Below are 20446 nucleotides of genomic sequence, written 5' to 3' on the forward strand. Positions count from 1 at the left end.
ATGCAGGGCGCTTGTTAATTCCAGACTTACAAAACGACACATACTCGCAGTACATTAGCATTGACTAATTTATATTTATTAGTAAACTCTAATTTATAGGTTGTTATGAGTTTATGATGTTTGTGGATAGGAGAGGTTTGTGCTTAGTTTGATTCCTTGGGATGCTTTTTTCGGCGGCATGTTGTTAGGCGTGTCGGCCATTGTTTTAATGTTGGGGATTGGTCGAGTTGCTGGCATTAGTGGCATTGTCAGCCGATTATTGCCAACTGGCACCAGCAACAAAGAACGTAAAGATGCGGATACAGCAAACACCGAAAAACACTGGCGTATCGCCTTTGTTGTGGGAATGGTCGCAAGTGGTTGGCTATTAATTCCGACGGGCTACCAACTTCCGCAGTTAGAAGAGATGAATCTCGCTTTAGTGATTATTGCTGGCCTTCTGGTGGGCTTTGGTACTAAAACAGCGAACGGTTGTACTAGCGGGCATGGCATTGTCGGAATGGCGCGTTTATCTAAACGTTCTATTGTTGCGACCTGTGTATTTATGGGTGTGGCAATCGTAACCGTGTTTATCAAGAATCTGACTGGCTTGGGGGCATAATGAAAAACGCTTCATTTACTATCGTTATCGGTTTGGTCGCAGGTATTCTTTTTGGCTCTGGCATGATCATCTCAGGGATGGTTGATCCTGAGAAGGTACTCGGCTTCTTAGACATTACCGGTAACTGGGACATTAGTTTGGCATTCGTCATGGGTGGCGCGCTATTGGTCTTTGCACCGTTTTATCATCTGGTCATTAAAAAGCGCGCTAAAACCATCAATGGCGAGCCGTTAGATAGCCGTAACAATCCGTTGATAGACAGAAAGCTGATTCTTGGATCTACAGCGTTTGGCTTAGGCTGGGGGATTGCAGGCTTTTGCCCAGGCCCTGCGGTAACCAGCCTAAGTGGCGGCAACCCGACGGTGTGGGTGTTTATGATAAGCATGCTGGTGGGAATGTGGCTGGCGGATCGTATGAACAAAACGTGTTAGTAGCAAGCTTATAGCTGATTACATTGGCTTTGACGTTATCCGTTCTGAGCTGACCAAGCATAGAGGTTGACTCGCTTTCAGCACGAAAGTCAGTCAGCCTCTTTCTATATTTACTGTTTCTATTATTTTCGGTTATCTACAATCTGCTGTTATCTAAAATCTACTATTTAATAGTCGTTGAAACTGGACAGTGGTCGCTGAGTTTGTAGTCCAGAACATCTTGTGTTTCAAATACCTTCTGCTTTGCAGGAGAAGCATTTAGCGACTCACTCACCACAATATGATCAATAACAGAGCGGAACTGATGTGTGCGATAATTGTTGCGGTTAGAGCGTACCTTACAATCTGCACGGGTCTTTCGTGTCGCTAACTGCGCATCAGTATATTGTGATAACTCTTTCCACATCCAATCTCGTGAGTAAGCGAGGTTATGGTTAAAGTCGCCAAGAATGGCGTAGTCTTCGTTATTGCGCTCTCTTTGCTTTATCCACTTGTTCAGTTGCTGAGCTTGCTCTTTTAAACGAGAGCAATCGCGGTTGGACTTATACGCTCCGCTACAACCTGCCTTTAAATGCACAGACAACATGTGAATGGGTTTAAAGTTTGTTTCTACAACGATATAGCTGGCAAACCTAAGTTTACTGTTGGATGTGGTTTCAAGCGGAAAGTCAGCGTAGTCGATGAGGGCTACTCCTTTACGAACTGCAAATCCCGTGTATTGGTTCACTTCTTTAAATTGGCGGTTGCTGTTCTTAGATAGCGCCCGGTCAGACATCAATATCTTGTATTGATCACCAGCCACACGCTGAATGGCATTTACGTTATCGACTTCTTGAAACGCAACCACGTCTGCGTCTAAGGATTGAAAATAAGTTGCGAGTTTGTCGAAATCAGCTTGATCACGTTTGTCAGAAAACTTATTCACAGCCTCGTTGGTTGATAACCATTCGATATTCCAACTGGATATGGTCAAAGGTTCAGCAAATGTCTGGCTACTGAGTAAGCAGCCTAACATTATCCAGTTTTGAAGTCGTTTCATGCCAAATATCCCTAATTTTGTCTGCCAATATTGATGAGCCGTTATCCTACAACACTTACCAAAAATTCAACTCTTTTTAGGAGTTTTTTTATTGTTACATTGTTTCTTTTCGACTTGAGAACTAGCGTAATAATATTGAATTGATCTTAGTCAGCGTTCTCTTTTTATTGATCCAAATCAATACTCAAAGTTGGTGGTTCTCGTTAAATACGCCACAATATCTAGTGTTAGTTAAACGATAAATCGCTCTATATAGTGTGTTTGTGGATAAGTCTGTGAATACCTCAAGAGTAAGGAGAAGTGGTGAAATCAATCGTAATCAAGCGTGATGGCTCAAGAGCTCCATTCAGTAGAGATCGCATCCAAGCTGCAGTGGAAGCAGCATCAGACAAAGCCGATAAGGAAATTGCTATTTATGCACTGAATGTGGCATTAGCAGTTGAGTTGAAGCTCGAAGACTACGATGAAGTTCATATCTCTGAAATTCAAACCATGGTCGAGAACGAGCTAATGCAGGGACCATACAAGTCTCTGGCTCGTGCCTACATTGAATATCGTCATGATCGCGACATCGCCCGTGAGAAGCAAAGCGCTTTAACTCGTGAGATCGAAGGTTTGATCGAAGAAAGCAACGTTGATCTAATCAATGAAAACGCGAACAAAGATGGCAAAGTAATCCCAACTCAGCGTGACCTGCTGGCGGGTATCGTGGCTAAACACTATGCGAAAACTCACATTTTGCCACGTGATATCGTACATGCTCACGAATGTGGTGATATTCACTACCACGATCTAGACTACGCACCGTTCTTCCCAATGTTTAACTGCATGCTTATCGATCTGAAAGGCATGTTAACGCATGGCTTCAAGATGGGTAACGCGGAAATCGACACACCTAAGTCTATTTCTACGGCGACAGCGGTAACCGCGCAGATCATCGCGCAAGTGGCGAGTCACATCTACGGCGGCACAACGATTAACCGCATCGATGAGGTTCTTGAACCTTACGTTATGGCGAGCTACGAGAAGCACTTATCGCTAGCGAAAGAGTGGGACATTCATAGCCCAGAAGGCTTTGCTATCTCTCGCACAGAGAAAGAGTGTTACGACGCGTTCCAATCTCTGGAGTACGAAGTAAACACGCTGCACACCGCTAATGGTCAAACACCATTCGTGACGTTTGGTTTTGGTTTAGGTGAAAGCTGGGGATCGAAATTGATTCAGCAATCAATCTTGAAAAACCGCATTGCAGGTTTGGGTAAGAACCGTAAAACAGCGGTATTCCCTAAACTGGTATTTGCGATCAAAGATGGTTTGAACCACCAGAAGCAAGATCCAAACTACGACATCAAGCAATTAGCGCTAGAGTGTGCGTCTAAGCGTATGTACCCAGACATTCTTAACTACGACAAAGTAGTAGAAGTGACAGGGTCATTTAAAACTCCTATGGGTTGTCGTAGCTTCTTGAATACTTATGAAGAAAATGGTGAGTTGATTCACGAAGGCCGTAACAACTTAGGTGTTGTTAGCTTGAACTTGCCACGTATTGCGATTAACGCAAAACAAGATATGGCTAAGTTCTACGAACTGCTTGATGATAAACTCAAGCTGGCTCGTCGTGCATTAGAAACTCGTATTTCTCGTCTAGAAAACGTGAAAGCACGTGTTGCTCCAATCCTATACATGGAAGGTGCATGTGGCGTTCGCTTGAAAGCAGACGACTCTATTGCCGATATCTTCAAGAACGGCCGCGCGTCTGTTTCTCTTGGTTACATTGGTATCCACGAAGCGATGACAGCACTTTACGGTTCTGACGTTCACCTGTACGACGATGGCGAAATGCGTGCTAAAGCGCTTGAGCTGGTGGAGTACATGAAGCGTGAAGTGGAATCTTGGACGAAAGAGACAGGTTACGCATTCAGCCTATACGGCACACCAAGTGAAAACCTATGTAGCCGTTTCTGCAGCATCGACACCAAAGAATTTGGTGTGATTGATGGTGTGACAGACCGTGGTTACTACACCAACAGCTTCCACTTAGATGTGCAGAAGACAGTGAACCCATACGACAAGATCGATTTCGAGATGCCTTATCCTGAAATTTCTAGCGGTGGTTTTATCTGTTACGGCGAATTCCCGAACATGCAGAAGAACATCGAAGCACTAGAAAACGTATGGGATTACAGCTACACACGTGTTCCTTACTACGGCACTAACACACCGATTGATGAGTGTTACGAATGTGGTTACAACGGTGAGTTCGACTGTACAAGTAAGGGCTTTACGTGTCCTAAATGTGGCAACCATGACTCAACCAAAGTATCGGTGACGCGCCGTGTTTGTGGTTACCTTGGTAGCCCAGATGCACGACCATTTAACTTCGGTAAGCAAGAAGAAGTTAAACGCCGCGTGAAGCATCTTTAGTAAGCTCTAAGATTATTAGCTAGCTTACTTAGAAGAGCTACGTTTCAAGAAATATGATTGGTATCGGCGTTATGTCGATACCAATTCTTTCGTTTCAGCTTTTACAACACATCTTCTCAAACTATTAAGTAATCAAGAGTTTTCAATACTGCCTTATGAATTATCACCAATATCACCCAATCGACGTTGTAAATGGCCCTGGAACACGCTGCACTTTGTTTGTGTCGGGTTGTGTACACCAGTGTCGCGGGTGTTATAACCAATCGACGCAAAGGTTGGACTCTGGGCATTTGTTTACTCAAGAACTGCAAGACCACATTATCGCTGATCTCAATGATCCGCGAATTAAGCGTCGTGGCTTGTCGCTTTCTGGTGGTGATCCTTTGCATCCTGCAAACGTGTCTGAAGTGCTTAAGCTTGTTCAGCGTGTAAAAGCAGAATGTGAAGGCAAAGACATCTGGATGTGGACGGGCTACGAGCTCGACGAACTCGACGAAAAGCAGAGGCAAGTACTTGAATATGTTGATACTTTGATTGATGGTCGTTTTGAGCAAGATAAAGCGGATCCAATGTTGGATTGGCGTGGTAGTTCAAACCAAATTATTCATCGGTTCCGACTCTAGTAGACTTTCGTTAGTTAACGTCAACCTACATTAGTGCAAATTAGTAGCCTCAGCTTCTCTGTTGAGGCTTTTTTATTTTATGACGTTCTAAATTTGTAAATTGATTGAATATTGAACTATATGGAATAGGGAATATTAGATTGCACCAGTCTCAACTAGAGTTATCTCCTAAAAATCAAAACTTTGATGAATTTCTGTTTCTTAAATTGTAAATAAAATGATAACTTGGAGGCCATTACTTGAATTTCAAAGGGTTGTGACTTTCATGTTTTCACATCTACCAAAACCAACTTTAGATCCAATTCTATCTCTTTCTGTTGCTTACCGCGGCGATACTCGTACTGATAAAGTCGACTTAGGCATTGGCGTTTACAAAAACGATCAAGGCGAAACTCCGATCATGAAAGCCGTTTCTATGGCTCAAGATATCGTTGTTGAAACGCAGAAAACCAAAGCTTACGTTGGCCTAGCAGGCTGTGAAGAGTTCAACCAGAGCATGGTTGATCTGCTGCTTAAAGGGACTTCTGCAATGGATCGCGTTGCTGCGATTCAAACACCGGGTGCAAGTGGTGCACTTCGCATGTTGGGTGACTTAATGAAAGTTTCTCAACCAGACACCACGGTTTGGATTTCAAACCCAAGCTACGTTAACCACAAACCGGTGATGGAAGCGGCAGGCTTAAAAGTTCGATATTACAATTACTTCAGTCCTGAAACGAAGCAAGTTGATACTGCAAGAATGTTGGATGACCTTTCAAAAGCGGGTCCATCAGATGTGGTACTACTGCACGGTTGCTGTCATAACCCAACGGGTGCGGATATCGACTTTGAGGCGTGGCAGGAAATTACCAAACTATCGCAGAAAAATGGCTTCTTGCCGTTCGTTGATATTGCTTACCAAGGCTTTGGTGATGGCTTAGAAGAAGACGCAAAAGGTCTTCAACACATGGCTAACAACGTCGAAGAGATGTTGATTACGACATCTTGCTCGAAGAACTTCGGTTTATACCGTGAAAGAACGGGTGCAGCGATTGTGATTGGTAAGAACAGCGAACACGTTGGTAACGCGAAAGGTAAGCTTCTAACGCTTGCTCGTTCAACTTACACGATGCCGCCTGATCACGGTGCCGCTTTGGTTAAAACAATTCTTCAGAATCAAGAGCTAACATCGATTTGGAAGCAAGAATTGAGTGAAATGCAGCAACGTTTGTTAAATCTGCGCCAAAGTTTATGTGATGAATTGCGAAATACTTATAACACGTCACAATTTGACTTCATTGAAAGCCATAAAGGCATGTTTAGTGTACTAGGCTTTAAAGAAACTCAAATGAATCAATTACGTGAAGAATATGGAGTCTATGGTGTTGGTGACGGACGCATCAATATCGCAGGCCTTTCTGAATCTCATATTCCTTATGTAGCAAAAGCGATAGCAAACGTTTCAAAATAGAAGGTGACTGAATGTATAATTGGAAAGCGATTGTAGTTTTAATGCTAAGTGGTGGCCTGTTTGCTTGTTCGGCTACAACTCAAGCTCCTGTTGAGCCAGAGCAAAAGCCTCAAATCGAACAACCTGTTGTGGATGACTCTTCAAAAACTGACGCAACAGAAGGCGAGAAAGTAACGGAACCTACTGAGAAGCCTGAAGAAGTAAAACCAACTGAGCCGGAAGTAAAACCTGCACCTGTTGAAAAACCAGTAGAGAAGGTTAGAAAAACAAGTGACGGCAAACTGATTCTTGGTGAAGAAGAGTGGGTGTTTGTTCCTGGTTTAAAAGAAGCGTTTAAAGCACGTGTCGATACCGGTGCAACAACCTCTTCAATCAGTGCAGTTGATATTGTTGATTTTGAACGTGACGGCAAAGACTGGGTTAAGTTCAAGATTGAACACGACGGAATTACAACTGAAGAGATCAGCTTACCAGTAGAACGCTGGGTTAAGATCAAGCAATCAAGCGCAGAAGGCACACAACGACGCGCTGTGGTTGTAGCTTCGATTCAAATTGGCGATCTAAAAGACAAAACTGAATTTACGCTAGCCGACCGAACGCATCTTTCTTTCCCACTTCTGTTGGGTAGAAGCTTCTTTAGAGATGTTGCGGTTGTCGACGTGAGCAAAAAATACGTTCAGAAGAAAATTACTAAATAACAAGTTCTGCTCGTCATCAAAGCTTTTCGTTTTGAAGAGCTATAGTTTCAAAGGTGACGGGCTTAAAAGACTTTTAGTGTTGATAAATGAAATCCCTACCAGTTCTGCTGGTGGGGATTTTTTTATTTACACCCCATAACGTATGAAAAGCATCTAAATGGTCTATGTTTACTATTCGTTTACTGTTTAGCCTCGACAACGTGATCGAGATCTCTATATAATCCGCGCTTCGATTTTTGTTTAATCCATACTTTCGTACTTCTTATTTAGGTTCTTGAAATAGCCTAATAATTATCTGTCAGTACACGCTTAGGAATTAGTTCTTTGATATCTACCGCGAACATCACAATGCAATTTGGCGCAGAGCCGCTGTTTGAAAACATCTCTGCTAAATTTGGTAACGGCAACCGTTATGGTTTGATCGGCGCTAATGGTTGCGGCAAATCAACGTTCATGAAAATCCTAAGTGGCGCATTAACGCCAAGCTCGGGCAACGTTTCTATCACTCCAGGAGAAAAACTGGGTGTGCTAAGCCAAGATCAGTTCGCTTTCGAACAGTACAGCGTTATCGACGTTGTGATCATGGGCGACAGAAAACTTTGGGAAGTAAAACAAGAACGTGACCGCATTTACTCTTTGCCAGAAATGAGCGAAGACGACGGCATGAAAGTCGCAGAACTTGAAAGTGAATTCGCGGAAATGGATGGCTACACAGCAGAAAGCCGTGCTGGCGACATCCTAATTCAAGCGGGTATTGAAGAAGAGTTCCATTTCGGCTTGATGCAGCAAGTAGCTCCAGGTTGGAAACTGCGTGTGCTATTGGCACAAGCTCTGTTTGCAAACCCAGATATCCTGCTTCTTGATGAACCAACCAACAACTTGGACATTCACACGATCAACTGGCTTGCTGAAGAGCTAAACCAGCGTAAATGTACAATGATCATCATTTCGCACGATAGACACTTCCTGAACTCTGTGTGTACACACATGGCAGACATCGACTACGGTGAGCTACGTGTCTACCCTGGTAACTACGAGTACTTCCTAGAAGCATCTGGCTTGATTCGTGAACAGCTTTTAGCAAGCAACGCTAAGAAAGCGGCTGAAATCAGCGAGCTTCAAGATTTCGTAAACCGTTTTGGTGCTAACGCATCTAAAGCAAAACAAGCAAGCTCTCGTGCCAAGAAAATGGATAAGATCACGCTTGATGAAGTGAAATCATCGAGCCGCATGAGCCCATCTATTGATTTTGGCGAAGGTAAGAAACTACACCGTCAAGCGCTTGAACTTCAAGACCTTGGTCACGGCTTCGATGGCGAAACATTGTTTGCCGGTGGTAACTTGCTGCTTGAAGCGGGTACTCGTCTTGCGGTTATCGGTGAGAACGGTGTAGGTAAAACCACGCTGCTACGTTGCCTAGTTCAAGAGCTAGAGCAAAACGAAGGTATCGTAAAATGGTCTGAAAACGCATCTGTAGGCTACTGCCCACAAGATAGTACGTCTGACTTTGATAACGACCTGAGCATCTTCGATTGGATCTCACAATGGCGCACAGTGAAGCACGATGACCTTATGGTACGTGGCATTCTAGGTCGCCTATTGTTTACTGCTGACGATGCGAACAAAAAAGCGCGTAACTGTTCTGGTGGTGAGAAGAACCGTCTGTTATTCGGCAAGCTAATGATGCAAGACATCAACGTGCTTGTAATGGACGAACCAACCAACCACATGGACATGGAAGCAATCCAAGCCCTGAACGACGCGTTGAAGGTTTACACTGGCACGCTTATCTTCGTAAGCCATGACCGAGAGTTCGTTTCTTCATTAGCAACACACATCATCGATGTAAAAGATCAACAGCTAGTGAGCTTCCAAGGTACTTATGAAGAGTACTTAGATCACCAGAAAAAGATGCTGATGGTTAGCTTATAAAGCAAGTCGCTGGCTCAGGTCGTGAACGACTAAAAGCCAGCGAAACTAACAAACAAAAAAGCCCCGAACATTAATATGTTCGGGGCTTTTCTATGTAATACGTTTAGCTATTTATTACTCAGTAATTGAAATCTAGATTAGAATCCGAATCGAGCCGACATTAAGATTTGGTGGCCATATGTGCCGTTATTGCGCATATCAAGACCAACAGACAGTTGATCAGTTGAATGGAAACGAGCACCGATACCCAAAATTGAACGAGTGTCATCGTTGTCGATCAGTTGACCAAGGCGTGCGTTAACTTCAACGTTTGCCATTAACCAAGCTCTCAAGCCAAGGTTAATTTCTGTTTTGATGTGGTTATCGTCATTCCGTTCAATGTTGTGCAGTAACATTTGGCCAGTAACGTCAGCAAATTGACTGATTGGGCCGTTGAATCCCATACCTACCGCTGCATCCCAATCACTTTCAAATTCTGAATCGATACGAGCAACAAAATGAGAGTTCTGAGTGAACATTGTTGTGACTTCACCACCGAAAGTACTTGGGCTAGTACCCATGCGCAGCTCGAATGTGTTGTAGTTAAAGTTGTTTGCAGACGCAGAGAATGAACACAGTGCAGCGAGTCCTAAAAGGACAGTCTTATTCGTGCAACCTAGCATGGTGACTCCATATAAATTGTATTTTGCGGCAGTATAATACAAAAAAGCATGCAATATGCAGGCCAATTATTTGAAGTCGGTATTTTTATATTAATCGCTTATAGAACCTGGATGTGGTCCACTTCGATTTCAGGTGTCTTACCACCTTCATATTCACCGAAGATACGAACTTTTGTATCAGCGGTCAGTGGTTGTGCTAGGCGGATATCATCATCAAGTTCGATTTGAATTTCACTCTGGCCATCAGAGAAGACAAACGTGTCATTCTTAAGTTGACGAACGATCTTGCCATCCACAATTGCTTCTTGCTCTGCGAACATGCTTGTGTCGGCAAGTAGTGTCGCAACAGAAACGGTTTCAATTGGGCCAGTATAAGCAATAGCGCTTTCGTGCTTGCTGTTGACATTATTATTGCTGTTGTGGTCACTAGCCATTGCGAAAGTAGGAGCAAGGATAATAGTAGATGCGATAGCTAATACAGTTTTTTTCATGGTGAATCCCTTAATGTTGTTTTTAGTAGAAACGTTTTTCTGAATTTGAAACGTTTCTTTTCGTTAGTACGTTTTTTGTTGAAGCGCCTGTTATCGTTCACAAGCTTCGTTTCGATGGAGCTATTAAACAACACTGGGGTTGAATCCAGAGTGAGTAACACATTCATTTTCCATTCATTTTATTGAGCATCTACTCGGCAATGACGTTAAGATGGTCGCAGAGAAATATTGCCCACAGCTATAAATTGAAAATTAAGAAATTAAGAAATTAAGGATTTAAGTACAAATGCGAGCACCATTAAGTGCCCTTATGGTTCAAGGGACAACGTCAGATGCCGGAAAAAGTGTTTTGGTGGCAGGTTTATGCCGTGTTTTGGCAAGGAAAGGAATCAAAGTGGCACCTTTTAAGCCACAAAACATGGCGTTGAACAGTGCTGTGACAAAAGATGGTGGCGAAATTGGCCGTGCTCAAGCGGTTCAGGCGCAAGCTTGTAATATAGAGCCAACCGTTCACATGAACCCTGTATTGCTAAAGCCCAACTCAGATACCGGCGCGCAAGTGATTTTGCAAGGCCGAGCGCTGAGCAACATGGAAGCGACGGGTTATCATGATTACAAGAAAGTGGCGATGGATACAGTTATCGATTCGTTTGACCGACTTTCTGAAGAATATGAAAGCGTGATGATTGAAGGTGCGGGGAGCCCAGCCGAAATCAATCTTCGTGAAAATGATATCGCTAACATGGGATTTGCTGAGAAAGCGGACATCCCTGTGATCATCGTTGCTGATATTGACCGTGGTGGCGTTTTTGCGCATCTCTACGGGACATTAGCTCTATTGTCTGAATCTGAACAAGCTCGTGTAAAAGGCTTTGTGATAAATCGTTTTAGAGGCGATATCGCACTGCTTCAATCTGGCCTAGATTGGCTAGAGGAAAAAACCGGCAAGCCAGTCATTGGTGTTTTGCCATATCTGCATGGTTTTAACTTAGAAGCGGAAGATGCCATTACCTCTGCTCAAGAGTCTGACGGAGAAGCTAAGCTTAAGGTGGCGGTGCCAGTGCTAACCCGAATCAGCAACCATACAGACTTTGACGCGTTAAGATTGAATCCTTCGATTGATTTACGTTATGTCGGTAAAGGCGAACGTGTAAACAATGCTGATTTAATTATCTTGCCGGGTACAAAGTCGGTAAGAGCAGATTTGGATTACCTAAAAGAACAAGGCTGGGATAAAGATATTCAACGCCACCTGCGCTTAGGCGGCAAAGTGATGGGTATCTGCGGTGGCTACCAAATGTTAGGTAACATCATCCACGATCCTGATGGCGTTGAAGGGGAACCCGGCAGCAGCGAAGGGTTAGGGTATCTGGATACTGAAACGACCCTTACACAGCAGAAAACCTTAACCAACGTACGCGGCACCATGACGCTGGATGGCAAAACAGCACAAGTAAAAGGGTATGAAATCCACGTAGGTAGGACTGATGTCAAAGAAACAGCCTTACCGGTTCAGTTAGAATCTGGCAGCCTAGATGGCGCTGTGAATCAAGATAACTCGATTTTTGGTACTTACTTGCATGGCGTATTCGACAACAGTGATGCGTTGTCGCTTATTTGCGAATGGGCAGGAGCCAACGATGTGACCGCGATTGACCACGAACAGCTTAAAGAGCTGGGTATTAATCGAATCGCTGATGCCATCGAAGAGTACTTAAATCTTGATCTGCTTTGGCCAGAGTTAACAGCTTAAGCCGCCATTTAGAAGTTAGCTAAAGAACTTAAACGAACAATAGATAAGTGATAACAATGAAAAAGCGAGTCTTCCTTTTAACCATGGCTTTAACTTCGGCATTGAGTTCTAGTCATCTTTTTGCTGCGGAAAAGCTACGAGTTTACGCTGCATCGTCGATGACCAATGCGGTTAATCTGTTGGTTGAAGAGTTTGAGAAAGACCATTCTGTCGATGTGATTCCTGTGTACGCGAGTACGTCGTCTTTGGTGCGACAAATCGAAAGAGGAGCACCAGCAGACATTTTTATCTCGGCAAATGAGAAATGGATGACGCATTTAGTCGATCGTAAATTGGTTTATAGTGACAATGTCATAAACCTATGTGAAAACGAACTGGTGCTGATTGCTCCTAAAGAGACATCGGTAACGTTAGACCTATCAAAAGGTGAACAATGGGCTAAACTGCTTACTAATGAAAGGCTCGCAGTGGGTAACACCATGTCGGTTCCTGCTGGTATCTATGCAAAAGAAGCGTTAGAAACGTTAGGTGTATGGGACGATGTGAAAACTCGATTGGCACCAAGTAACAATGTTCGTATAGCCTTAGCCTTAGTCGAGCGCAGTGAAGCTAAGCTTGGCATTGTCTACAAAACGGATGCGTTGCTTTCTAAAGAAGTAAACCTAGTGTCGACCTTCCCATCAGATCTGCACACACCAATACGTTACCCTGTAGCGAAGTTGAGTGATAAAGTTGTGGCAGAAGAGTTCTATACTTTCCTAAAGAGCGAAAAAGCGAAAGACACCTTGAACAGTTTTGGATTTGAAGTGCGTTAAATGATGTATTTATCGGAATACGAATACCAAGCCTTAATGCTGAGCTTAAAAGTCGCTGGGTTTGCAATCTTATGGCTTATCCCTATCGGTATTGGCTTAGCATGGCTACTTGCTAAGAAACAATTTGTAGGTAAGAGCATTGTTGAGAGTATTGTCCATTTACCTTTGGTACTTCCACCTGTAGTTATTGGCTATTTACTGCTAGTGATGATGGGCAGGCAAGGTATCATAGGTTCGTGGCTCAATGACGTGTTTGGTATTGTATTCAGCTTTAGCTGGAAGGGCGCGGCACTCGCTTGTGTGGTTGTGGCGTTGCCGCTGATGGTTCGCTCTATTAGATTGAGCCTAGAAACCGTAGACAGTAAGCTTGAAGAGGCGGCTGCTACATTAGGCGCTTCACCTCTTCGTGTGTTTTTCACGATCACTTTACCCTTGATGATCCCAGGGGTCATTACCGGCACCATGCTTTCATTCGCAAGAAGCCTAGGGGAGTTTGGCGCGACCATCAGCTTCGTTTCAAATATTCCCGGTGAAACTCAAACCATTCCTTTGGCTATGTATACCTTTATTGAAACCCCTGGCGCTGAAATGGAAGCCGCGCGTTTGTGTGTCATTTCTATTGTGATAGCGCTGGGTTCATTGATGCTATCTGAGTGGCTCAACAAAAAGTCAGCACAACGCTTGGGAGGCAATGCATGAGTGCTTTGATCCTCCAATATCAACAACAACTTGGTGAAACGTTCTTTGATATCGACTTGGAATTACCAAGTAGCGGCATTACGGCAATTTTTGGTCGTTCTGGCGCGGGTAAAACCTCACTTATCAATGCAATCAGTGGCCTTAAACAGCCCGACAAAGGTCTGATCAGCGTATCTGGAACCACACTGTTCGATAGTGAAAATGGCATTAATTTGCCGACTCACAAACGCAACGTCGGTTATGTGTTTCAAGAGTCGCGATTGTTTCCACATATGAAGGTGGCAGCGAACCTTAAATACGGTATGAAAAGCGTCGATCAAGCGCACTTTGAGCAAATAGTCTCGCTGTTGTCTTTGGGTTCATTGCTTGACCGATACCCAGCTCGTTTGTCTGGCGGTGAGAAGCAACGTGTGGCGATTGGCCGCGCTTTGTTATCAAAGCCGAGCATTTTGTTGATGGATGAGCCTTTAGCGTCTCTCGACTTGCCTCGTAAGCGCGAAGTGATGCCATTTCTGGAAAACTTATCCGAAACCGTCCAAATACCGATCATCTATGTCACCCATAGCCTCAATGAAATTTTACGCTTGGCAAATCACCTTGTGATTATTGACCAAGGCAAAGTGATTTCGTCGGGTGTGACGGAAGAGGTTTGGGCATCGAGAGCCATGCAACCTTGGCAATCTTTCTCAGAGCAAAGCTCGTTGTTTGAAGCGACATTAGCGGAACACAATGACGATTATGCGCTGTCTCGCCTGATGCTAGGAAAGTCGACGTCGTTATGGGTTCAGAAAGTATCGAGTGAGCTTGGTACGACAGTGAGGCTGCAAGTTAGGGCAAATGATGTCTCTATCACGCTAGAACGGCCGAAAGGGACTTCTATACGTAACATCCTTCCTGTCACCATTAAAAGCGTAGAGACGCACCAACAAGGCACAAATAAGCAGAGTGTCGAGGTCGAGCTAGAGTTAGAGTCTGGGTGCTACCTATGGGCAACCATTACATTGTGGGCGCTGGATGAGTTAAATCTAGAAATCGGGCAGCGTGTTTACGCTCAAATTAAAGGTGTGAGTGTCGCTCAAAGAGATATCGCGGTAACGCATTAAACCTGACAAGGTCAGTTTTTCGATATTGCCGCGATACTGCCTGTTATAGGTTCTGAAAATTCGGTCTTGATTCCATGAATGGATACATGCGTCATTTTTATACGGTATAACTGCCAGTTTTGCGCCACACTATATGAGTGTTAAAGCATATGATTTGTCGAATCATATGAACATTAGCAACAAGAACATACAGACGTAACGATCGACGAACAGAAAATAGCGGATATAAAAAAGCCGCGTGTTTAAAGAAACATGCGGCTTAATTCTAAGTAGTACTGTTAGCGCTTAGCCTAGTTTAGGCGACTAGCGACTTACTTAGTAAAAACTTCTTTGAAATCACGCTTCAAGATTGCATCACGACGAGCTTTCTTGATTTGTTTAACCATGTCTTTTACACAGTTGTGTAGAACTTGGTCTAGCAGTTGAGCACGGTACTCTTCTTTTTCTTCGTCAGACATGTCTTCTGGAAGTTTAAGAGTAGGGAACTCTTCCATCACGTTAACACCAGCGAAAGCTTGGCTAACTGAGATTAGAGCGTGGAACTGCTCGAAGTTGTCTAAAACATTTTGTGCGCTTGCTGGAAGACTATCCCAAGCTTCGCGTACTGCTTCTTCAGACACTTCGTGAATAGAAGTAACCATAAAGTGCATCTCTTTTGGTACGCCATCAAATTCGATAACTTGACGAAGTTCTGGTGAGATGGTGGTTAAATCGATTTCTTGTTGTTCGTTGTTTGTAGCGTCTGACATAGTATTTCTCTTTAAAAAGAAACAATGCTAAAAAGATCTGTAAAAAAGTCAATCTAATATAGAGATTAGGGCATGATTTAAGCCCAAATTTGAGCTACTTTGAATATTCAACACTAGATAAAGGTGATGTGATGATAGAAAAGGGATCTTCAATGCGCATATTGCTGGTTGATGACGTTCAACTAGACAGGATGCAACTTGCTATCCGACTCAAGCAACTGGGTCATATTGTAGAAGCTGTCGGTAGCGGAAAAGAAGCCCTGAGTGTTTATTCTGATTTTGATCCTGAACTCGTGTTACTTGATATCAGCATGCCTGATATGGATGGTTTTGAAGTGGCGAATGAGGTTCGAAGCCGATTCCCAGAATGGGTTCCCATCATCTTTCTTAGTGGTCACGAAGAACCTGAGATGATCGCAAAAGCGATTGACGCTGGTGGCGATGATTACCTGATCAAGCCAGTAAACAAGGTTGTTTTGAATTCTAAGCTGATTGCGATGCAACGTATCGCGCACATGAGACGAGAGCTAAAACAAAGCACAGCCAAACTCGAAGAACTGAACATCCTTCTGCAGCAACAAGCCAACGAAGATGGCCTGACCAAATTGTATAACCGTCGATATATGGATACTAAGCTTGAAGAGAGCATAGCGTGGCACGGAAGACGTAATATATCCATGACAGTCATACTTCTAGATGTAGACTTCTTTAAGCCTTACAACGATAATTATGGTCATATTCAAGGGGATAAGTGCTTACAAGGGCTTGCTAATACCTTGAAACAACTGTTTGTTCGTGCGGGAGAATTTGTAGGTCGTTATGGCGGTGAAGAGTTTGTTCTGATTCTTAGTGATACAGATAGTGAAGGCGCTAAGGTACACGCGACTCGAGTTAAAGAGGCATTGCATGAGATGAACTACGCTCATGAACACTCAACGGTATCGGATAGAGTGACAGCGTCACAAGGTGTGTTGTCATTTGTGCCAGAAGGTGGCGAATCTATTGCGTCTATTTACGAAAAGGTCGATCAAGCGCTTTATCAAGCGAAGCAAAGTGGTAGAAATACCTTTGTACAACGTAACATTTTGGAGCTTGCGCGTTAGTTGGCGAGCTCTTTTCGATATTTGAATTTATACTTCTAATAGCGTTTGAGCTAGGAAGTGCTTTAAGTGATAAAAGAAATGCCACATTCGAAGTCATTTTCTATGACTAACACATCTTGGACGCTTGCGGTTCCTCTATTTTTTACCGCTTTGGCGACCACTGTTAATGCCAATACGCTATCTGATCTTTTTCGAAAGGATCTAGAGCAGAGCTTTGCCACCAGTGTATTGCTCAACGACACCGATGTTTTCACTTTTGGTATCAATAACTTTGACCCCAATAAAGTGTTTAGTTTGGACAATGAAGACATCGGTTCGAATGATTCGGTAAGTCGTCGCCAAAACATCACCTCCCTGAGTTTGCCTTACACATTTGAATTACCAAGTTACATCGAAGACAACCATCAAGAGGTGACGCTACGCTTGTCTGCATTGCGAATCGAGAACGATGTCGAGTACGCGGCAGCAAACAGAAACGATTTTCAAAAAGAGTCGGTAGTGTCTGGCTACGTCGAATTCGCGAATGTGTCCCAGCTAGACGAATATTGGAGCTTCAGCTCTGCAATCGGTAACCACATCTCTTACTACCGCAATGATTATGAATATCGCGCTTCGTTGCTAAAGCCTATTCAAGACCAACTGGATGGCGTATATCTCAATACTGATGCTTGGGCTTACATCATCGAGCCTAAAATCAAGCTGATGTACGAAGATAAGAATGACTGGGGAAAGTATAAATTGAGCACCAGTTGGCATTACTTTAATGGCATCGGCTGGGGCGAGGCGAATAATGGCAATGTCGGTCATCCTGAAGGGTGGTATATCGCCAATGAAGCCAAGGTTTTCTATGATCTCGTGCGTTGGGATAAGAACATCACTTCGATGTACTCGAGTATAAGACGAATTGATATTGGTGGTGACACCGTGGCATCTATGGGCACCACATCTTACTACGAGGGCAGTGTTGGTTGGTTGCTTAACCCAAACCTGTTTAATGAGTGGGTCGATAACGTGGGAATAGGTTTTACGATTAACTACGGAAGTAGCTTAAAAGGTGGCAGCTTGGTTATATTCTTCAACCAAGATTAAGCTCTTTTTTCCAGTTAAGCCCATACGGCCTCAAATCAATGAGGCTCGTTGAACTTGGAAGTGATAGTTATTGAAGCAGATCGCTATTAATGGCTTAAGCTATTTAGATCTCTAGCACTCAATATCTTTCGCTATCAACTATTGTTAACGGTCAATACACAGTTTGTTTCGACCGGTTTCTTTCGCTTTATACAGCGCTTGGTCAGCAAGCTTCAACACCTCTTCAGGATGTCTGGTGGTTGTACTGTCAGACAATCCAATACTCACCGTCACATTCACCACTTCCGATGGTTTGCCGTTCTTACCACGCTTTTTCATCCCCACTTCATGATCGTCAGGGCGCTCGTGACTATTGCGAATCGTCATGTCGTAGTTTTGAACCTCGGAAATCAGAGCTTGAAGGTGCTCTTTAACTTGTTCCGAATGTTTGCCTTTGAAGATAATCGTGAACTCTTCACCACCATAGCGATAAGCTTTAGCGCCGCCTGTGGTTTCTCTCAGAATGCGTGCCACCAGTTTTAACACATCGTCCCCAATGTCATGTCCGTAGGTGTCGTTGAATTGCTTAAAGTGATCGATATCGACCATCGCCATCGAATACTTACGCCCCAAGTGCTTCATATCGACTTCTAAGGCGTGTCGACCTGGAATGTTAGTCAGTTGGTCATTAAAGGCCATATCATGACTAGCAGACATCACATAGACGATGATCAACGTGCCTGACAGCGAGAACATGGTGCTCGAGATGTACTGAATATCGAAGAAGATGAACGTACAAGAAGAAAGCAGGATAGCGCTATAAACCACAACATCGATAGAGCGGTTATACACCAACACGAGAATGGCAGTAAGGCCAAGCAAGCAAAGGCTATACAGCACTAAAACAAAAGGCAGTTTGGAGAAGTCTCTGACAATAAATAGAAGACCATCACTCCATGATTCAAAACCGCCGGCATGGAAGTGAGAGACGATCAATTGTGCCCACACCATAAACAGAACAAGAACGATGGCGTAGAGCAGCATCGACTTTGAGTTTACGCCGTTATCAGGGAAGGCATAAACAAGTAAGCAAGTGACAGGTACTAATGCCGCAAGTAACGAGAGCTCTAATAGCGTTGTGCCAGTATTGAGAGGCGTTTGTAAGCGAACTTGGATGATCAGATAAGCGACAAGCATGGTCACCGATACCATCGCCATTCGACCTTGTCTGAACGTATGGCATAGCAGAACCGCAACGCTCAATAAAATGTAAGGGAGGTTGCTAGCAAACCCTAAATTTGAGTCCGTCACGAGAATGACGTTGTCCATACCAACGAGCAAAATTGTTAACAGGACTAAAGGGAAGCAAAATCGAAACATGCTCGACGTTACAAAAGATGATGCCATTTATGTGGTGAGCCTAACTATATTGATGATCTTATTATTTAATACTATGCGTAGGATACGGTTAAACAAGCGATTGCCAAGCTTTTTACCTAAATTAGAGCAAAAACATAGTCATAGGTCGCTATTGGTGCAATCATTTTTATATGTATTTTGAGTTGCTATTAACCTTAGAACGAACTACACAGTATATATGAGAAATTAATTAGTCGTTATAGATACTTAACAAAATCTGCTCTGCTGCTCTTACGTTGGCGCTGTCACTTAAAGGGCTTGATGATCAGTTATCATTGAGTGACCTTTTCATTAAGCGACGAAGATCTGTAATGAAGTCAGAGTAAGATTAAATAATACCTAAGTTTCAACTATGGACAGTAAAACCTATAACTGAGTTATAGAAAGCTATTAGGAATTGCATGGTTTCAAGTGACTTTAGAAACGACTGCGACTAGAAAAACCGCTACAAATGGAGGTGTGGTATGCAAATTAGTGTTGATGTACATAACTATATGGAAACTCTGGTCGGTCATGTATTGGCTACCGAGGAATATGTGTCTAGTTATACCAACGAACAGTTGGCCGATCTCGCGTGCTTGGCTTTGGGCCAGCTAAAACCTATCTATATTCGTTTTGATATCGATTTTCTGTCAGCATTGCCAGAAGACAAATTGGTGCTCTATAAACGCAATAGTGAGATCGCGGTCAAAAATGCAGAAAGTATGATTATTGACGATCGAAGACGTGAACGTGACGACAATGTGCCTGTTATATTTAGTCAACACAATTTTGACGATGACGTAGAATTGCAATGGTATGAAAAGCCGTTGTTGAACCGTAAACAGTCATGATAGTTTAGGGTGAATACGGTCATTTAAGGAGTAAAAAAACGTGGGATTCTTTTCTAGATTATTTGGTGGCAAAGAAAAAACCGAACAAAAAGTAGAGATTGAGCCAGTCGAATATAAGGGTTTCAATATCTATCAAGATGCCATTGCAGAATCTGGTCAATACCGTGTTGCTGGGCGAATCGAGAAAGAATTCGATGGTGAAATCAAAACTCACCGTTTTATTCGTTCAGATGTTGTTTCAAACAAACAAGATGCCGATGAATTGATGCTCAAAAAATCGCAGATGTTCATCGACCAAATGGGCGACAATATATTTAGCTAACCAATTAGGGTTAGAATTGATGTTGGTCATAATTTGGAGAGCTTTCAGTGTATATGCTGAAAGCTCTTTTTAGTTTTATGGATAAAGAACAGCTAGTGAGTTGTTATTAAAAGGATTATTTGCAAGTGGTTTGACCTCTTGGTTCGAGACGGTCGTCATTTATCCGAATGAAGCGCTTAAATTCCGTCCAAATCGTTATAAGTAATAACTTTTCCTGTTCTTTGAACAAAA

The 20446-nt window shown here is 43.2% G+C and carries 20 protein-coding genes; 15 read left to right on the forward strand and 5 right to left on the reverse strand.

From position 1 onward, the window contains the following. Positions 1-139: 139 nt before the first annotated feature. Both AB6E54_RS12545 and AB6E54_RS12550 read left to right on the forward strand, forming a co-directional pair. Complete coding sequence (locus tag AB6E54_RS12545; protein ID WP_010429747.1) at positions 140-601, forward strand: YeeE/YedE family protein; 462 nt, start codon at positions 140-142, stop codon at positions 599-601. Continuing rightward, a complete protein-coding gene (locus AB6E54_RS12550) occupies positions 601-1032 on the forward strand; it encodes a DUF6691 family protein (RefSeq protein WP_372106856.1) in 432 nt (143 codons plus the stop codon). Before AB6E54_RS12545 ends, AB6E54_RS12550 begins: the two co-directional genes overlap by 1 nt. Positions 1033-1195: 163 nt before the next feature. On the opposite strand, the gene AB6E54_RS12555 is transcribed toward AB6E54_RS12550, so the two are convergent. Next, entirely contained in the window at positions 1196-2071 is an 876-nt protein-coding gene (locus AB6E54_RS12555; protein ID WP_171733211.1) for an endonuclease/exonuclease/phosphatase family protein, read from the reverse strand. A 303-nt stretch (positions 2072-2374) separates the two neighbouring features. Here AB6E54_RS12555 and nrdD point away from each other — a divergent pair, with 303 nt between their 5' ends. The 5 genes from nrdD to AB6E54_RS12580 all read left to right on the forward strand — a co-directional run bounded on the left by nrdD (position 2375) and on the right by AB6E54_RS12580 (position 9198). Then, on the forward strand, positions 2375-4495 hold the full coding sequence (nrdD, locus tag AB6E54_RS12560; protein ID WP_372106858.1) for an anaerobic ribonucleoside-triphosphate reductase: 2121 nt from the start codon (positions 2375-2377) through the stop codon (positions 4493-4495). Positions 4496-4650: 155 nt separating this feature from the next. Continuing rightward, positions 4651-5118, forward strand: coding sequence for an anaerobic ribonucleoside-triphosphate reductase-activating protein (gene nrdG, locus AB6E54_RS12565; RefSeq protein ID WP_017064571.1), 468 nt, complete (start codon positions 4651-4653; stop codon positions 5116-5118). Positions 5119-5383: 265 nt separating this feature from the next. After that, positions 5384-6568, forward strand: coding sequence for an amino acid aminotransferase (locus tag AB6E54_RS12570; protein WP_017060118.1), 1185 nt, complete (start codon positions 5384-5386; stop codon positions 6566-6568). 11 nt (positions 6569-6579) lie between these two features. Further along, the gene (locus AB6E54_RS12575; protein WP_017069095.1) at positions 6580-7266 is read left to right on the forward strand and encodes an ATP-dependent zinc protease; all 687 of its coding nucleotides are present in this window, start codon (positions 6580-6582) and stop codon (positions 7264-7266) included. A gap of 324 nt (positions 7267-7590) precedes the next feature. Next, a complete protein-coding gene (locus tag AB6E54_RS12580) occupies positions 7591-9198 on the forward strand; it encodes an ABC-F family ATPase (protein ID WP_080582218.1) in 1608 nt (535 codons plus the stop codon). Positions 9199-9335: 137 nt separating this feature from the next. Here AB6E54_RS12580 and AB6E54_RS12585 read toward each other — a convergent pair whose 3' ends face one another. Next, on the reverse strand, positions 9336-9860 hold the full coding sequence (locus AB6E54_RS12585) for a hypothetical protein (protein ID WP_017060115.1): 525 nt from the start codon (positions 9858-9860) through the stop codon (positions 9336-9338). Positions 9861-9958: 98 nt separating this feature from the next. Next, a complete protein-coding gene (locus AB6E54_RS12590) occupies positions 9959-10351 on the reverse strand; it encodes a YgiW/YdeI family stress tolerance OB fold protein (protein ID WP_017064574.1) in 393 nt (130 codons plus the stop codon). A gap of 286 nt (positions 10352-10637) precedes the next feature. Here AB6E54_RS12590 and AB6E54_RS12595 point away from each other — a divergent pair, with 286 nt between their 5' ends. Genes AB6E54_RS12595 through modC form a run of 4 tightly spaced genes read left to right on the forward strand, consistent with a single transcriptional unit; the run spans position 10638 to position 14721 of the window. After that, positions 10638-12104, forward strand: a complete 1467-nt coding sequence (locus AB6E54_RS12595) for a cobyric acid synthase (protein ID WP_372052282.1) — start codon at positions 10638-10640, stop codon at positions 12102-12104. Positions 12105-12160: 56 nt separating this feature from the next. Further along, positions 12161-12919: a molybdate ABC transporter substrate-binding protein gene (gene modA / locus AB6E54_RS12600; RefSeq protein WP_372106859.1), complete on the forward strand. Its 759-nt coding sequence runs from the start codon at positions 12161-12163 to the stop codon at positions 12917-12919. After that, on the forward strand, positions 12920-13618 hold the full coding sequence (gene modB, locus AB6E54_RS12605) for a molybdate ABC transporter permease subunit (RefSeq protein WP_017060110.1): 699 nt from the start codon (positions 12920-12922) through the stop codon (positions 13616-13618). It begins immediately after the preceding gene. Continuing rightward, on the forward strand, positions 13615-14721 hold the full coding sequence (gene modC, locus AB6E54_RS12610) for a molybdenum ABC transporter ATP-binding protein ModC (protein ID WP_017060109.1): 1107 nt from the start codon (positions 13615-13617) through the stop codon (positions 14719-14721). Before modB ends, modC begins: the two co-directional genes overlap by 4 nt. Before the next feature lie 311 nt (positions 14722-15032). Here modC and AB6E54_RS12615 read toward each other — a convergent pair whose 3' ends face one another. Then, entirely contained in the window at positions 15033-15470 is a 438-nt protein-coding gene (locus AB6E54_RS12615) for a DUF3069 domain-containing protein (protein ID WP_017060108.1), read from the reverse strand. A gap of 131 nt (positions 15471-15601) precedes the next feature. On the opposite strand from AB6E54_RS12615, the gene AB6E54_RS12620 reads away from it, so the two are divergent. Both AB6E54_RS12620 and AB6E54_RS12625 read left to right on the forward strand, forming a co-directional pair. After that, a complete protein-coding gene (locus AB6E54_RS12620; protein WP_170791831.1) occupies positions 15602-16573 on the forward strand; it encodes a diguanylate cyclase in 972 nt (323 codons plus the stop codon). 78 nt (positions 16574-16651) lie between these two features. Then, positions 16652-17662 (forward strand): Solitary outer membrane autotransporter beta-barrel domain, encoded by a 1011-nt coding sequence (locus AB6E54_RS12625; protein WP_029235232.1) that lies wholly within the window; start codon positions 16652-16654, stop codon positions 17660-17662. Positions 17663-17806: 144 nt separating this feature from the next. On the opposite strand, the gene AB6E54_RS12630 is transcribed toward AB6E54_RS12625, so the two are convergent. Then, positions 17807-19048, reverse strand: coding sequence for a GGDEF domain-containing protein (locus tag AB6E54_RS12630; protein ID WP_065584948.1), 1242 nt, complete (start codon positions 19046-19048; stop codon positions 17807-17809). A 476-nt stretch (positions 19049-19524) separates the two neighbouring features. On the opposite strand from AB6E54_RS12630, the gene AB6E54_RS12635 reads away from it, so the two are divergent. Further along, positions 19525-19893, forward strand: coding sequence for a late competence development ComFB family protein (locus AB6E54_RS12635; protein ID WP_017060104.1), 369 nt, complete (start codon positions 19525-19527; stop codon positions 19891-19893). A 40-nt stretch (positions 19894-19933) separates the two neighbouring features. Next, a complete protein-coding gene (locus AB6E54_RS12640) occupies positions 19934-20215 on the forward strand; it encodes an HlyU family transcriptional regulator (RefSeq protein ID WP_004731023.1) in 282 nt (93 codons plus the stop codon). The last annotated feature ends 231 nt before the right edge of the window (positions 20216-20446 follow it).

This window comes from Vibrio sp. 10N.247.311.49 (assembly GCF_041467655.1).
Classification (GTDB): domain Bacteria; phylum Pseudomonadota; class Gammaproteobacteria; order Enterobacterales; family Vibrionaceae; genus Vibrio; species Vibrio crassostreae_C.

Bases quoted from the DNA above. Each gene is read 5' to 3' on its own strand.
- AB6E54_RS12550 (WP_372106856.1), top strand. From the start codon at position 601: ATGAAAAACGCTTCATTTACTATCGTTATCGGTTTGGTCGCAGGTATT.
- AB6E54_RS12555 (WP_171733211.1), bottom strand. From the start codon at position 2,071: ATGAAACGACTTCAAAACTGGATAATGTTAGGCTGCTTACTCAGTAGC.
- nrdG (WP_017064571.1), top strand. From the start codon at position 4,651: ATGAATTATCACCAATATCACCCAATCGACGTTGTAAATGGCCCTGGA.
- AB6E54_RS12570 (WP_017060118.1), top strand. From the start codon at position 5,384: ATGTTTTCACATCTACCAAAACCAACTTTAGATCCAATTCTATCTCTT.
- AB6E54_RS12575 (WP_017069095.1), top strand. From the start codon at position 6,580: ATGTATAATTGGAAAGCGATTGTAGTTTTAATGCTAAGTGGTGGCCTG.
- AB6E54_RS12585 (WP_017060115.1), bottom strand. From the start codon at position 9,860: ATGCTAGGTTGCACGAATAAGACTGTCCTTTTAGGACTCGCTGCACTG.
- AB6E54_RS12590 (WP_017064574.1), bottom strand. From the start codon at position 10,351: ATGAAAAAAACTGTATTAGCTATCGCATCTACTATTATCCTTGCTCCT.
- AB6E54_RS12595 (WP_372052282.1), top strand. From the start codon at position 10,638: ATGCGAGCACCATTAAGTGCCCTTATGGTTCAAGGGACAACGTCAGAT.
- modA (WP_372106859.1), top strand. From the start codon at position 12,161: ATGAAAAAGCGAGTCTTCCTTTTAACCATGGCTTTAACTTCGGCATTG.
- modB (WP_017060110.1), top strand. From the start codon at position 12,920: ATGATGTATTTATCGGAATACGAATACCAAGCCTTAATGCTGAGCTTA.
- modC (WP_017060109.1), top strand. From the start codon at position 13,615: ATGAGTGCTTTGATCCTCCAATATCAACAACAACTTGGTGAAACGTTC.
- AB6E54_RS12615 (WP_017060108.1), bottom strand. From the start codon at position 15,470: ATGTCAGACGCTACAAACAACGAACAACAAGAAATCGATTTAACCACC.
- AB6E54_RS12620 (WP_170791831.1), top strand. From the start codon at position 15,602: ATGATAGAAAAGGGATCTTCAATGCGCATATTGCTGGTTGATGACGTT.
- AB6E54_RS12625 (WP_029235232.1), top strand. From the start codon at position 16,652: ATGCCACATTCGAAGTCATTTTCTATGACTAACACATCTTGGACGCTT.
- AB6E54_RS12630 (WP_065584948.1), bottom strand. From the start codon at position 19,048: ATGGCATCATCTTTTGTAACGTCGAGCATGTTTCGATTTTGCTTCCCT.
- AB6E54_RS12635 (WP_017060104.1), top strand. From the start codon at position 19,525: ATGCAAATTAGTGTTGATGTACATAACTATATGGAAACTCTGGTCGGT.